The 13,367-nt window shown below is 75.7% G+C and carries 11 protein-coding genes; 9 read left to right on the top strand and 2 right to left on the bottom strand.

Annotated elements, in window-relative coordinates; translation table 11 throughout:
* Positions 1–180 precede the first annotated feature (180 nt).
* The 6 genes from rimO (at position 181) to ACIBAI_RS14220 (ending at position 4,984) form a co-directional block, all read left to right on the top strand.
* Positions 181–1,653 (top strand): 30S ribosomal protein S12 methylthiotransferase RimO, encoded by a 1,473-nt coding sequence (gene rimO, locus ACIBAI_RS14195; RefSeq protein ID WP_399034002.1) that lies wholly within the window; start codon positions 181–183, stop codon positions 1,651–1,653.
* On the top strand, positions 1,650–2,630 hold the full coding sequence (gene pgsA / locus ACIBAI_RS14200; RefSeq protein ID WP_399034004.1) for a CDP-diacylglycerol--glycerol-3-phosphate 3-phosphatidyltransferase: 981 nt from the start codon (positions 1,650–1,652) through the stop codon (positions 2,628–2,630). The genes rimO and pgsA overlap by 4 nt, the downstream gene beginning before the upstream one ends.
* Positions 2,627–3,172, top strand: a complete 546-nt coding sequence (locus tag ACIBAI_RS14205) for a CinA family protein (RefSeq protein ID WP_399034006.1) — start codon at positions 2,627–2,629, stop codon at positions 3,170–3,172. Before pgsA ends, ACIBAI_RS14205 begins: the two co-directional genes overlap by 4 nt.
* Before the next feature lie 109 nt (positions 3,173–3,281).
* Positions 3,282–3,662: a helix-turn-helix domain-containing protein gene (locus tag ACIBAI_RS14210; RefSeq protein ID WP_289937380.1), complete on the top strand. Its 381-nt coding sequence runs from the start codon at positions 3,282–3,284 to the stop codon at positions 3,660–3,662.
* Between the two features lie 237 nt (positions 3,663–3,899).
* The gene (locus tag ACIBAI_RS14215) at positions 3,900–4,370 is read left to right on the top strand and encodes a Dps family protein (RefSeq protein ID WP_399034009.1); all 471 of its coding nucleotides are present in this window, start codon (positions 3,900–3,902) and stop codon (positions 4,368–4,370) included.
* Between the two features lie 347 nt (positions 4,371–4,717).
* On the top strand, positions 4,718–4,984 hold the full coding sequence (locus ACIBAI_RS14220) for a hypothetical protein (RefSeq protein ID WP_399034011.1): 267 nt from the start codon (positions 4,718–4,720) through the stop codon (positions 4,982–4,984).
* 237 nt (positions 4,985–5,221) lie between these two features.
* On the opposite strand, the gene ACIBAI_RS14225 is transcribed toward ACIBAI_RS14220, so the two are convergent.
* Both ACIBAI_RS14225 and ACIBAI_RS14230 read right to left on the bottom strand, forming a co-directional pair.
* Positions 5,222–6,061 (bottom strand): DNA-formamidopyrimidine glycosylase family protein, encoded by an 840-nt coding sequence (locus ACIBAI_RS14225; RefSeq protein WP_399034013.1) that lies wholly within the window; start codon positions 6,059–6,061, stop codon positions 5,222–5,224.
* Positions 6,062–6,219: 158 nt separating this feature from the next.
* Complete coding sequence (locus ACIBAI_RS14230; protein ID WP_399034015.1) at positions 6,220–11,256, bottom strand: ATP-dependent helicase; 5,037 nt, start codon at positions 11,254–11,256, stop codon at positions 6,220–6,222.
* 195 nt (positions 11,257–11,451) lie between these two features.
* Between ACIBAI_RS14230 and ACIBAI_RS14235 the strand changes: the two genes are divergently transcribed.
* From ACIBAI_RS14235 to ACIBAI_RS14245, 3 genes are read left to right on the top strand one after another with little or no spacing between them, the layout of a single operon-like run.
* The gene (locus ACIBAI_RS14235) at positions 11,452–12,354 is read left to right on the top strand and encodes an AraC family transcriptional regulator (RefSeq protein ID WP_399034017.1); all 903 of its coding nucleotides are present in this window, start codon (positions 11,452–11,454) and stop codon (positions 12,352–12,354) included.
* Positions 12,314–13,048: an AzlC family ABC transporter permease gene (locus ACIBAI_RS14240; RefSeq protein WP_399034019.1), complete on the top strand. Its 735-nt coding sequence runs from the start codon at positions 12,314–12,316 to the stop codon at positions 13,046–13,048. Before ACIBAI_RS14235 ends, ACIBAI_RS14240 begins: the two co-directional genes overlap by 41 nt.
* Positions 13,045–13,353, top strand: coding sequence for an AzlD domain-containing protein (locus tag ACIBAI_RS14245; protein WP_399034020.1), 309 nt, complete (start codon positions 13,045–13,047; stop codon positions 13,351–13,353). Before ACIBAI_RS14240 ends, ACIBAI_RS14245 begins: the two co-directional genes overlap by 4 nt.
* Positions 13,354–13,367: the final 14 nt, after the last annotated feature.

Below are 13,367 nucleotides of genomic sequence, written 5' to 3' on the forward strand. Positions count from 1 at the left end.
CGCGCGGGAGCGGGGCCGCGGCCCGGCCGGCGGAGCCCGGTCGCCGCGACCGGGCGGAGCCGGCCGGACCGGGCGGGGAACACGGACGGCGCCCGCTCCCGCGGGCCCGTGCCGGTCCGCGGGAGCGGGCGCCAGCCCCGTCGGCGTGGGCCGTCAGCGGGACGAAGTAGTCTTGAGCCCATGCCTGAACGCCGTACCGTCGCACTCGTCACCCTTGGCTGCGCCCGTAACGAGGTGGACTCGGAGGAGCTCGCAGGTCGTTTGGAGGCGGACGGCTGGCAGCTCGTGGAGGACGCCGCGGACGCGGACGTCGCGGTCGTGAACACCTGCGGGTTCGTCGAAGCCGCCAAGAAGGACTCCGTCGACGCCCTCCTGGAGGCCAACGACCTCAAGGGACACGGCAGAACGCAGGCCGTGGTGGCGGTGGGCTGCATGGCCGAGCGCTACGGCAAGGAACTGGCCGAGGCCCTCCCCGAGGCCGACGGCGTGCTCGGCTTCGACGACTACGCGAACATCTCGGACCGGCTCCAGACCATCCTGAACGGCGGCATCCACGCCGCGCACACCCCGCGCGACCGGCGCAAGCTGCTGCCGATCAGCCCGGTCGAGCGGCAGGGAGCGGGCACGGAGGTGGCGATTCCGGGGCACGGGCCGGCCGACCTCCCGGAAGGCGTCGCTCCGGCCTCCGGCCCCCGCGCGCCCCTGCGCCGCCGCCTGGACGGCTCCCCGGTCGCCTCGGTCAAGCTCGCCTCCGGCTGCGACCGGCGCTGCTCCTTCTGCGCCATCCCGTCCTTCCGCGGCTCCTTCATCTCGCGCCGCCCGAGCGACGTGCTCAACGAGACGCGATGGCTGGCCGAGCAGGGCGTGAAGGAGATCATGCTGGTCTCCGAGAACAACACCTCCTACGGCAAGGACCTGGGCGACATCCGCCTGCTGGAGGCACTGCTGCCCGAACTCGCCGAGGTCGACGGCATCGAGCGGGTGCGGGTCAGCTACCTCCAGCCGGCCGAGATGCGGCCCGGCCTCATCGACGTGCTGACCTCGACCCCGAAGGTCGCCCCCTACTTCGACCTGTCCTTCCAGCACTCCGCGCCCGGCGTGCTGCGCGCGATGCGCCGCTTCGGCGACACCGACCGCTTCCTGGAGCTGCTGGACACCATCCGCGGCAAGGCCCCCGAGGCCGGCGTGCGGTCCAACTTCATCGTGGGCTTCCCCGGCGAGTCGGAGGCCGACCTCGCCGAGCTGGAGCGGTTCCTGAACCACGCGCGGCTGGACGCCATCGGCGTCTTCGGCTACTCCGACGAGGAGGGCACGGAGGCGGCGACGTACGACAACAAGCTCGACGAGGACGTCGTCGCCGAGCGGCTCGCCCACATCTCCCGGCTGGCGGAGGAACTGGTCTCGCAGCGGGCCGAGGAGCGCGTGGGCGAGACCGTGCGCGTCCTCGTGGAGTCCGTGGACGGCGAGGAGGGCGTCCAGGGCCGTGCGGCGCACCAGGCGCCCGAGACGGACGGCCAGGTGCTGCTCACGGGCGGCGCGGGCTTGAGCGTCGGCCGTATGGTCGAGGCGAAGGTGGTCGGTACGGAAGGTGTCGACCTGGTCGCCGAGCCGCTCCAGGGCTCGTACGCGTGGAGTGAGGAGGCGGGCAGATGACCGGAGTTCCGGCGTCCGCGGCGGGAGGCGCCTCCGGCGCGCGGAGGGCCGCTCCGGGCGCGGCATCGGGTGCCGTGCCGGGGGCGGTGGGGCGTGCGGCCTCGGGCGGGACCGCCGCGCGGGCCGCTGCCGAGCAGCCCGGCGGGCGGACGTCCGGCTCCGGTGGGACCCCGGGCGCCGGTGGGGCGGGGAGCGGCGGAGTCCCGGGAACCGGCGGTGGGGCGCCGGGGAGCCAGGGGACCGCTTCCGGGGACACGTCCGGGACCGTCGGCTCCGGACGCGCCCCGGATGCCGCGGACGCTTCGGGGACCGTCTCCGGCGCAGCCTCCGGTACGGCGGGCGGCGCCCGGCCGGCGCGCGGGGCGAAGCTGGCCGCCGCGGCCGTCGACCAGGCCAGCGTCTGGAACGTCGCCAACCTCCTGACGATGCTCCGGCTGGTCCTCGTGCCGGCCTTCGTCGCGCTGATGCTGGCCGACGGCGGCTACGACCCGGCCTGGCGCTCGCTCGCCTGGGCGGCCTTCGCCATCGCCATGATCACCGACCTCTTCGACGGGCACCTGGCGCGCACCTACAACCTGGTCACCGACTTCGGGAAGATCGCCGACCCCATCGCCGACAAGGCGATCATGGGGGCGGCGCTGATCTGCCTCTCCGCCCTGGGCGATCTGCCGTGGTGGGTGACCGCGGTGATCCTCGGCCGGGAACTCGGTATCACGCTGCTGCGTTTTGTGGTCATTCGGTACGGCGTCATCCCCGCGAGCCGCGGCGGCAAGCTCAAGACCCTCACCCAGGGCATCGCCGTGGGGATGTACGTGCTGGCGCTGACGGGACCGCTGGCGACCCTGAGGTTCTGGGTGATGGCGGTGGCGGTCGTTTTGACGGTCGTGACCGGACTGGACTATGTGAGACAAGCCATTGTGTTGCGCAGGCGGGGAATCGCCGAGCGCGAAGGCGCGTTGGAGGAGACGGAAGCGTGAGTTCCCCGGCCGTCGACCTGGTGCGACTACTGGCGGTGAGGGGTGGGACCCTCGCGGTCGCCGAGTCACTGACCGGCGGTCTGGTCGCGGCGGAGATCACCTCGGTTCCCGGGGCGTCCCAGGTGTTCCGGGGCTCGGTCACCGCCTACGCCACCGAACTGAAGCAGGAACTGCTCGGCGTCGACGCCGGCCTGCTGGCGGCACGTGGAGCGGTGGATCCGCAGGTCGCGCTCCAGATGGCGGCCGGCGTGCGCAAGGCGCTCGGTGCGGACTGGGGGATCGCGACGACGGGTGTCGCGGGTCCGGAGCCGCAGGACGGCAAGCCCGTCGGGACGGTCTTCGTGGCCGTGGACGGCCCGTTCGGAGCGGAATCCGGTTCCGCCGCCGGCGGAAAAGTGGAGGCCCTGCGGTTGAAAGGCGACCGCGCGGAAATTCGTAGAGAGAGTGTACGGAGCGTACTCGCACTGCTCCTGAAGGAGCTTGCGAGCGAACAGACCGGGAATGAGCGGGCACAGGATACGGAACGGAACGGGGGGTTTTGATGTTTGCAGCCCTGAGTGAACACGACATCGCTCCCCGCACGGCCGCGGCGCGAGGCGGTACGGTGGGGCGAGAAGGATGCGGCTACGCGGTCCGAGGAGGGAGCCACCGATGATTCTGCTCCGTCGCCTGCTGGGTGACGTGCTGCGTCGGCAGCGCCAACGCCAGGGCCGTACTCTGCGCGAAGTCTCCTCGTCCGCCCGAGTCTCACTCGGCTATCTCTCCGAGGTGGAGCGGGGGCAGAAGGAGGCTTCCTCCGAACTGCTCGCCGCCATCTGCGACGCGCTGGACGTACGGATGTCCGAACTCATGCGGGAAGTGAGCGACGAACTCGCCCTCGCCGAACTGGCCCAGTCCGCTGCGGCCACCCCCAGCGAGCCCGTGCCCACGCCGGTTCGTCCGATGCTGGGCTCCGTGTCGGTGACCGGTGTGCCACCGGAACGGGTGACCATCAAGGCGCCCTCCGAGGCGGTGGACGTCGTCGCCGCGTGAGCGCGGCGCCGAACCGCACCTGTGCGGCATCCCTGATGCCGACGCGGCGTTGAACGACGTGTGAGGCCCCGGCCGGGGCCTCTCCGGGCAGACCCGGAGGGACGCGGCCGGGGCTTTCGCATGCGCCGGCGGCGAGGGCGGCTCCGGGCGCGCCGAAGGCCGCCGCGGTGCGTTTGCCGGGTCCGGGCGGCCCCGTCATCGTGGAGGGATCTGGCGGGGACCCCCGAGGAGGTGCGGATGTACGTCGTGAAGAGCCCCCTGTCCGACGTGGACCTGAAGACCGTGGCCGAGGCGCTGCAGGGCGCCCTGGTCGACCTGGTGGACCTCGCCCTCGTGGCGAAGCAGATCCAGTGGAACGTGGTCGGGCCGCGCTTTCGCTCCGTGTACACGCAGCTCGACGAGGTCGTGGACTTCGCGCGCGTCCACTCCGACACCGTGGCCGAGCGCGCCGCGGCGCTGGGGGTCCCGCCGGACGGGCGCGCGGCGACGGTGGCGGTCGGCAGCGGGATCGGGGTGACGCCCGAGGGATGGGTGGACGACTCGGCCGCGGTCGGCACGCTGGTCGAGGCGCTGGGGGCGGTGATCGCCCGGATGCGGGAACGGATCCGGGCGACCGGGGAGGTGGATCCGGTGAGTCGGGACGTCCTCGTCCGGATCACGGCGGACCTGGAGAAGCAGCACTGGATGTTCCAGGCCGGGAACGGCTGACGCCCGCCGTGCGGCGGCTGGCGGGGCGGCGCCGGGACCGCGGCGGCCGGGTTCTTGCCGCGGTTCGGACGGGGTGCCGCGGGCGTCCGACTGCTCCGGGCGGGCGGCTCCGGGCGGGGTCTGCCGAGGGCCGGCCGGGCGTCCTCGGCGGAAATCGCCCGGGGCGCCGGGCGGATCGTCCGGGAGGGGGCCGTGCCCAGGCGCCGGCCGCCGCTCTCCGGGGTACCGGGCGGGCTGGTCCCGGTCGGTCGGCGCCGGCCCGGCGGGTGGTGCGCCCGTGTGTCCTCGGCGCACCCTCCCGGAACGCCGGGGTCCGTTCGGCGTCGGGCTGGAGGTGGTGGCGGGCCATGTCGGGGCGGATCGTGCGCTGGGGAGCCGTTCTGGGGTTCGGAGGGCTGTGGTGGTGGGCCGTGCTGCGGCTCGCGCTGGTGCCCGGCGCGGGAGCGGTCGAGGGGGTGGTCGCCGCCGGGGGATGGGGGCTGAGCGTGCTGCCGGTGCACTGCGCGCCCGGCGACCGGGCGGCAGGGGCCTTGGCCGCGGGACGGTGGCGGCGGGCGTGGCAGGGCCGGCGGGCGGCCGCCGGGGGATCGTCGCGCCGCCGTCCGGCCGGATGATCCGGCCGGTTGTGAGGCGGGCGGGCCCGGGGCGGCTGCCGGGGGCGCGACCGGCTGCGGAAGGCGCGGCAGGGTGCAGGGACGGGCCGGCGGCAGACGGTGCGGCGGCGTCCTCCGCCCCGTCGGTCCGGCACGGCCGGGAAGAGGGCGGCTTTCCCGGCAGGCGGTCGAGAAGCGCACCCCCGCGGCGGGGGCGCGCCGGGCCCGGGCCGGTGTGGGCGGGTGCGGCCGGGCGGGTCAGCGGGGGGTGTGGCGCCGGTTCCCCCGCCGGGGGTGCGGGGTTCGCGGGGCCGGGCCCCGCTGGCAGGCCGGGCACCAGTACGTGGGGCGTTCGCGGGAGCCGTCGCCCTGCTCACCCACGCGGACGGGCGTGTGGCAGCGCAGGCAGGGACGGGGCGCGCGGCCGTACACGAACAGTTCCTGGCCGCGGCGGCCCGTCGTGGTGCGGACCGGGCGGTCACGGTTGGCCTCCAGGAGCTTCTTGGCCAGTGCGGGGAGCCTGCCGGCGTGCTCGGCGGGAAGTTCACCGACGGGGAGCCAGGGGGTGACGCCGAGCAGGAAGCACAGCTCGCACTTGTAGATGTTGCCGATGCCGGCGAGATTGCGCTGGTCGAGGAGGGCCTCGCCGAGGGGGCGGGCGGGGTCGGCGAGGAGGTTGGCGAGGGCGCGGCCGGGGTCCCAGTCCGGCCCCAGCAGGTCGGGGCCCAGATGGCCCACGGCGCGGTGTTCGTCGGTGGTGCGGAGAAGTTCGAGGACGGGAAGGCGGTAGCCGACGGCCGTGTGCTCGGTGTTGCCGAGGACCGCGCGGATCTGATGGCCCGGGCCGCCGCTCCAGCGCCGGCCGTGGGGATACACCTTCCAGGCACCGTCCATCCGCAGGTGCGAGTGGAGGGTCAGGCCGCCCTCGACGCGGGTGAGGAGGTGCTTGCCGCGCGGGGTGACGTCCAGGACGGCACGCCCCGTGAGGTCGGCCGTGGCGTACCTGGGCACCCGGAGGTCGCTGTGGGTCAGCACCTTGCCCGCGAGGGCGCCGTGCAGCCGCCTCGCGGTCTGCCAGACCGTGTCTCCTTCGGGCATGGTTCAAGGGTGGCACGGCCGGGAGCGGGGATGCCCTGACGCGGGCGTCCTCCCGGATTCGCGGGCTCCGCGGGGCGGGCGTGTCCTTGAGGTGTCCCCCGGTGCCGCGGCCGGGTGCGTCCTTGAGGGCTTTCCCCGGTGCTGCGGATGGCCCCCGCTCACGCGCGCAGGCGCAAGCCCCGAGGAGTGGCGACGAAGCCCGCTGCTTCCAGGAGGGCGCCGAGGGGGGAGGTCAGGGCCGGGATGCCGTTGACACGCTCCACCGTGACCGTGCCCAGGCGGCCGGCGCGGGCGGCCTCCGCGAGGGCCTCGGCGGCTGCCCGCAGGCGGGCGTCGTCGGCGGGCTCCTGGTCCGGGTCGGAGGGCCAGGCCAGCAGTGTCTTGCCGCCGCGCTCCACGTAGAGCGCGAGATCGCCGGCGACGAGCACCACGAGGGAGCCCGCCTTCCGGCCCGGCTTGTGCCCGGCGCCGGTCGGGGGCTCGGGCCAGGGGAGCGCCGCCCCGTAGGCGTTCGCGGGGTCGGCGGCGGCGAGGACGACGGCTCCGGAGCCGGCGGAGGAGCGGGCGCGGTGGTGGCCGGCGAAGCCGTTGCCGGAGGTGCGGCGGCCGGTGCCGCCCGGGCCGTCGGTGCCGTACGGGAGGCCGCTCCCCGGGCCGGTGCCGTCGGGGGAGGCGTACGCACGGGGCGAGATGTGATCGCCGGGGGCGGACGGGCCGGGAGCCGTCCAGGCGAGGTCCTCGTCGAGGCCGGTGGTGTCGTGCTCGTCGTACCTGTCGTGTTCGCCGTGCCCGTCGTGAGCGGAGCCGGCTCGGCCGGCGCCGGGGGCGGAGGTGTCCCAGTCGTCCAGGGGGCCGGAGGCGTCGCGGGCACCGGGCGGTCCGAAGCCGGCGGACACGGCTGCGGAGCCCTCGGGGGGCCGGCTGCCGAAGCCGGGCCCCGGCAGGTCGTCGCCGCGCTCGCGGGCGCCGGCCACCGCGCGGAGGCGGTCCACCGCGCCGTCCATGGCGAACTGCGCGGCGCCGAGCCCCTCCACCACGTAACCGCGCCGGGCCTGACCGCTCTCCTCGAAGGCGGACAGGACGCGGTACGCCGCGGAGAAACCGCCCTCGACGCCCTCGGCCGTGACGGCGCCCCGGGTCACCACGCCGTGCCGGTCGAGGAGCGTGCGGGCCAGGGCGTGGGCGCGCACCGTGGGGTCGGCCTCACGGGCGGGCAGCAGGGACCAGCGGCCGGCGACGGTCGGCGGCCCGCCGCGGGAGGCGGGACGGGCGGCGGCCGTCAGGGAGCCGTAGCGCCCGCGCGGGACCGCGCGCCTGGCGCGGTGGGCCGTGGCGCCCGCGGTGCGGCCGGAGCCCAGCAGGGAGCGCAGGGGCGCGAGCGTGTCGTTGGTGAGCCGCCCGGACCAGGCCAGGTCCCACAGGGCGTCGGCCAGTTGCGGGTCGGTGACGTCGGGGTGCGTGGTGGCGCGGACCTGGTCGGCGATCTGGCGGAAGAACAGGCCGTAGCCCCCGGAGAGGGCGTCCAGGACGGACTGGTGGAGGGCGGTCGGCTCCAGGGGGTGCGGGGAGGGCAGCAGCAGCGGGGCCGCGTCCGCCAGGTACAGGGAGATCCAGCCGTCCTTGCCGGGGAGGGCGCCGGCCCCGGCCCACACCACCTCCCCTGCGGCCGTGAGTTCGTCGAGCATCGCCGGGGTGTAGTCCGTCACCCGGGACGGCAGGACGAGCCTCTCCAGGGCGGACGCGGGCACGGCGGCGCCCTGCAGCTGCTCGACGGCGCGCACCAGCCCGTCGACGCCGCGCAGCGCGTGCCCCCGGCCGACGTGCTGCCACTGCGGCAGGAACTGGGCGAGCGCGGCCGGCGGCACCGGCTCCAGCTCGTGCCGCAGAGCGGCGAGCGACCGGCGGCGCAGGCGGCGCAGCACGGCCGCGTCGCACCACTCCTGGCCGATCCCGGCCGGGTGGAACTCGCCCTGGACGACCCTGCCCGCCGCCGCCAGCCGGTGCAGGGCGCCCTCGGTGACGGCGACGCCTAGGCCGAAGCGGGCCGCCGCCGCGGCCGACGTGAACGGGCCGTGCGTACGGGCGTAGCGGGCCAGGAGGTCGCCGAGCGGGTCCTTCACCGGTTCGGTGAAGGCCTCCGGGACGCCCACGGGCAGCGCGGTGCCGAGCGCGTCCCGCAGCCGGCCCGCGTCCTCGATCGCCGCCCAGTGGTCGGCGCCGGCGATACGTACCTGGATCGCCCGGCGGGCGCCGGCCAGCTCCCGGGCCCACTGCGGCTGTGCGCCCCGCTCCGCCAGTTCGGCGTCGGTGAGCGGGCCGAGCAGCCGCAGCAGGTCGGCGACCCCCTCGGCGTCCTTGACGCGGCGGTCCTCGGTGCGCCACTGCAGCTCGCGCTCCAGCTCGGCCAGGACGTCCGCGTCGAGCAGTTCGCGCAGCTCCGCCTGGCCGAGCAGCTCGGCCAGCAGCCGCGAGTCCAGCGACAGGGCGGCGGCGCGGCGCTCGGCGAGCGGCGAGTCGCCCTCGTACAGGAACTGGGCGACGTATCCGAACAGCAGGGAGCGCGCGAACGGGGACGGCTCGGGGGTGGTGACCTCGACGAGGCGGACCCTGCGGGACTCCAGGTCGCCCATCAGCTCGATCAGGCCGGGGACGTCGAAGACGTCCTGGAGGCACTCGCGGACCGCCTCGAGCACGATCGGGAACGAACCGAACTCGCTCGCCACCTGCAGCAGCTGGGCGGCGCGCTGGCGCTGCTGCCACAGCGGGGTGCGCTTGCCGGGGTTGCGGCGCGGCAGCAGCAGCGCGCGGGCGGCGCACTCGCGGAACCGGGAGGCGAACAGGGCCGAGCCGCCCACCTGGTCGGTGACGACCCGGTCGACCTCGCCGGGGTCGAAGACGACGTCCGCCGCGCCGACGGGCGCCCGGTCCGCGTCGTACTCCGGGCCGGTCGGCACCGGCTCCTGGTCGAGCAGGTCCAGGCCCATGAGGTCGGCGTCGGGCAGCCGCAGGACGATGCCGTCGTCGGCGTGCATGACCTGCGCGTCCATGCCGTACCGCTCGGAGAGCCGGGCGCCGAGGGCGAGGGCCCACGGGGCGTGCACCTGGGCGCCGAACGGGGAGTGCACGACGACCCGCCAGTCGCCGAGCTCGTCGCGGAACCGCTCCACGACGATCGTGCGGTCGTCCGGGACGTGGCCGCAGGCCCGGCGCTGCTCGTCGAGGTAGGAGAGCACGTTGCCGGCGGCCCGGGCGTCCAGGCCCGCGGCGAGGAGGCGCAGCCGGGCGTCCTCCTCGGGCAGCGAGCCGATCTCGCGCAGGAACGCGCCCACCGCGCGGCCCAGTTCCAGCGGGCGGCCCAGCTGGTCGCCCTTCCAGAACGGCAGCCTGCCCGGCACGCCCGGGGCGGGCGAGACCAGGACGCGGTCGCGCGTGATGTCCTCGATGCGCCAGGAACTGGTGCCGAGCGTGAAGACGTCGCCCACGCGGGACTCGTACACCATCTCCTCGTCGAGTTCGCCGACCCGGCCGCCGCCCTTCTTCGGGTCGGCCCCGGCGAGGAAGACCCCGAAGAGCCCGCGGTCGGGGATCGTGCCCCCGGAGGTGACGGCGAGGCGCTGCGCGCCGGGGCGGCCGGAGACCGTGCCCGCGATCCGGTCCCACACCACGCGCGGGCGCAGCTCGGCGAAGGCGTCGGACGGGTAGCGGCCCGCGAGCATGTCCAGGACGGCCGTGAACGCCGACTCGGGCAGCGACGCGAAGGGGGCGGCGCGGCGGACCGTGGCGAGCAGGTCGTCGACGTGCCAGGTGTCCATCGCCGTCATGGCGACGAGCTGCTGGGCCAGGACGTCCAAGGGGTTGGCGGGGATCCTCAGGGACTCGATGGCGCCGGCGCGCATCCGCTCGGTGACGACGGCGGCCTGCACCAGGTCGCCGCGGTACTTGGGGAAGACGACGCCGGTGGACACCGCGCCGACCTGGTGGCCCGCGCGGCCCACGCGCTGCAGGCCCGACGCGACGGAGGGCGGGGACTCCACCTGCACGACGAGGTCGACCGCGCCCATGTCGATGCCGAGCTCCAGGCTGGAGGTGGCGACCACGGCGGGCAGGCGGCCCGCCTTGAGGTCCTCCTCGACGAGGGCGCGCTGCTCCTTGGAGACCGAGCCGTGGTGGGCGCGGGCGATGACCGGGGGCGCGCCCCGGGCGGCTCCGGAGTTGCCCATGAGGTCCGCGGGGGAGTGGTGCTCCCCCAGGGGCTCGCCGGTGGCCCGCTCGTACGCGATCTCGTTGAGGCGGTTGCACAGGCGCTCCGCGAGACGGCGGGAGTTCGCGAAGACGATGGTGGACCGGTGGGACTGGACCAGGTCGGCGATCCGCTCCTCCACGTGCGGCCAGATCGACGGGCGTTCCGCGCCCTCGCCGCCGTCGGCGACCGGGGAGCCGCCCAGTTCGCCCAGGTCCTCGACCGGCACCACGACCGAGAGGTCGAACTCCTTGCCCGACTCCGGCTGGACGATCTCGACCTTGCGGCGGGGGGAGAGGAAGCGGGCGACCTCGTCGACCGGGCGGACCGTCGCGGACAGGCCGACGCGCCGGGCGGGCCGGGGGAGGAGCTCGTCGAGCCGCTCCAGGGAGAGGGCGAGGTGGGCGCCCCGCTTGGTGCCGGCGACCGCGTGCACCTCGTCGAGGATGACCGTCTCCACGCCGGTCAGCGCCTCGCGCGTGGCCGAGGTGAGCATCAGGAACAGCGACTCCGGCGTGGTGATCAGGATGTCCGGGGGACGGGTGGACAGGGCGCGGCGCTCGGCGGCGGGGGTGTCGCCGGAGCGGATGCCCACCGTCACCTCGGGCTCGGGCAGGCCCAGGCGGACGGATTCGTGGCGGATGCCGGTCAGCGGGCTGCGGAGGTTGCGCTCGACGTCGACGGCCAGGGCCTTGAGGGGGGAGACGTACAGGACGCGGCAGCGCTTCCTCGGGTCCGCGGGCGGGGGCGCCGAGGTCAGCTGGTCCAGGGCGGCGAGGAAGGCGGCCAGGGTCTTGCCGGAGCCGGTGGGGGCGACGACCAGCACGTCCGAGCCCGCGCGGATGGCCTGCCACGCGCCCGCCTGGGCCGCGGTGGGCGCGGCGAAGGTCCCCGTGAACCAGCTGCGGGTCGCGGGGGAGAAGCCGTCCAGGGCCGGGTGCGTGTCGCTGACCATGCGTCCATCGTGCACCCGGGCACTGACAATCCGGCCGGCCCGCGCGAACGGGGCGTCCGGCGGGGCCGCCGGCCCGATGGCGGCCGTGCCGGACGCCGCCCGCCGCCGGGTGGACGCCCCGGCACGCCCCCTCCCGCCGCGGCCGGCCGCGGACGCGGGTCGGACCCTGCGGCGGGCCGCACGGAGAATGGCCTCATGGCAGGTTCTGGCGAGCGGGCACGGCACTGGCGGTACGCCGAGCTGCCCGGGGTCGATCTGCTGCGCGCCCGCTACATCCGAAAGACGTTCGTGCGGCACACGCACGAGCACTTCGTGATCGCCGCCATCGCCGACGGGGTCGAGGTCTTCCACCACCACGGGGCCGATCAGTACGCGGGCGCCGGGGCCCTGGCGCTGATCAATCCGGACACCCCGCACACCGGGCGGGCCGGGGTGCCCGAGGGGTGGCGGTACGGGGCCGTCTACCCGTCGCCCGAGGTGGTGGCCGGGATCGCGGCCGAGACCACCACGCTGCGGGGCACGCCGGGGTTCGTCCGGCCGGTGGTCGACGACCCGTACACGGCCGGCCTGGTGCACCGGGTGCTGCGGGCGGCGGACGAAGGGAACGCGCTGGCCGCCGACACGTTGCTGCGGGTCGCCGTGACCCGGCTGCTGCGGCTGAACGGCGGGCCGCTGCCGCGGCGGGAGGCGCGGACGGCGGGGGCCCGGACCGCGGCACGCGCGCGTGCCGTGCTGGAGGAGCGGCTGGCCGACCCGCCGAGCCTGGAACAGCTGGCCGCCGAGTTCGCCACCAGCCCGTTCGCGCTGCTGCGGGCCTTCCGGGACGCCTACGGCATGCCGCCCCACGCCTGGCTGACGGATGCGCGGGTGCGCCGGGCGCGGCGGCTGCTGGACGCGGGCACGTCACCGGCCGAGGCGGCCGTGGCCGTGGGGTTCACCGACCAGCCGCACCTGAACCGGCACTTCACCCGGATCGTCGGCGTGCCCCCGGGGGCCTACCAGCGGGAGCGCAAGAACGTACAAGACGTCCGGCAGCGGATGCCCTACCGTCCGGCCCGTGGCAGAACGGACAACTCTTCCAGACATACGCCCGCATGACGGGGAAAGGCCGGACAGCGCCGTCGTACGGGACGCCCTCGGAGTCGGCGTCGCGGTGGGACTGTCCGGGTTCGCCTTCGGGGTGACCTCGGCGGGCAGCGGACTGACCCTGGGGCAGACCTGCGCGCTCAGCCTCCTGGTGTTCACCGGGGCCTCGCAGTTCGCGCTGGTCGGGGCGCTCGCGGCCGGCGGCAACCCGCTGACGGCGGCCGCGGGGGCCTTCTTCCTGGGCGTGCGGAACGCCTTCTACGGGCTGCGCCTGTCGCAGCTGCTGGCCCTCCCGCGCGCGGTGCGGCCGCCGGCCGCCCAGTGGGTGATCGACGAGACGGCCGCCGTCGCGCTCGCGCAGACCACGCGGCGCGGCGCCCGGATCGGATTCGTCGTGACGGGACTCAGCCTGTACGTGCTGTGGAACCTCACCACGCTGCTGGGCGCGCTGGGCGCGGAGGCCGTCGGGGACACCGGGGCGTGGGGACTGGACGCGGCGGGCCCCGCGGTCTTCCTGGCGCTGCTCGCGCCGATGCTGAAGACCGCGGCCGAACGGGCCGTCGCCGGTCTCGCCGTGCTCCTGGGGCTCGGCCTGCTGCCGGTGCTGCCCGCCGGGACGCCGGTCCTGGTGGCCGCGCTGGCGGCGCCGGCCGTGCTGTGGGCGGAGGGACGCCGCGGGGGCGGCGCGCGGGAGGGGGGACGGTGAGCACCTGGATCGCGATCGGCGCGACCGCCCTCGGGTGCTACGCCGTCAAACTGGCCGGGCTGCTGGTGCCCGCGGCCGCCCTGGAGAGGCCGCTCGTCAAGCGGCTGGCCGCCCTGCTGCCCGTCGCCCTCCTCGCCGCGCTCACCGCCCAGCAGACCTTCGCCGACGGGACCGCGCTCGTGCTGGACGCCCGGGTCGCGGGGGTCGCCGCGGCCGCCGTGGCGCTGGTGCTGCGCGCCCCGTTCCTGCTGGTCGTCGGGGTGGCGGTGGTGGTGACCGCCGGGGTGCGGGCCCTGGTCGGTTGAGGGGGCCGTGCCGG

Origin of the sequence: Streptomyces sp. NPDC051041 (assembly GCF_044456065.1) — a bacterium.
GTDB lineage: Bacteria > Actinomycetota > Actinomycetes > Streptomycetales > Streptomycetaceae > Streptomyces > Streptomyces glaucus.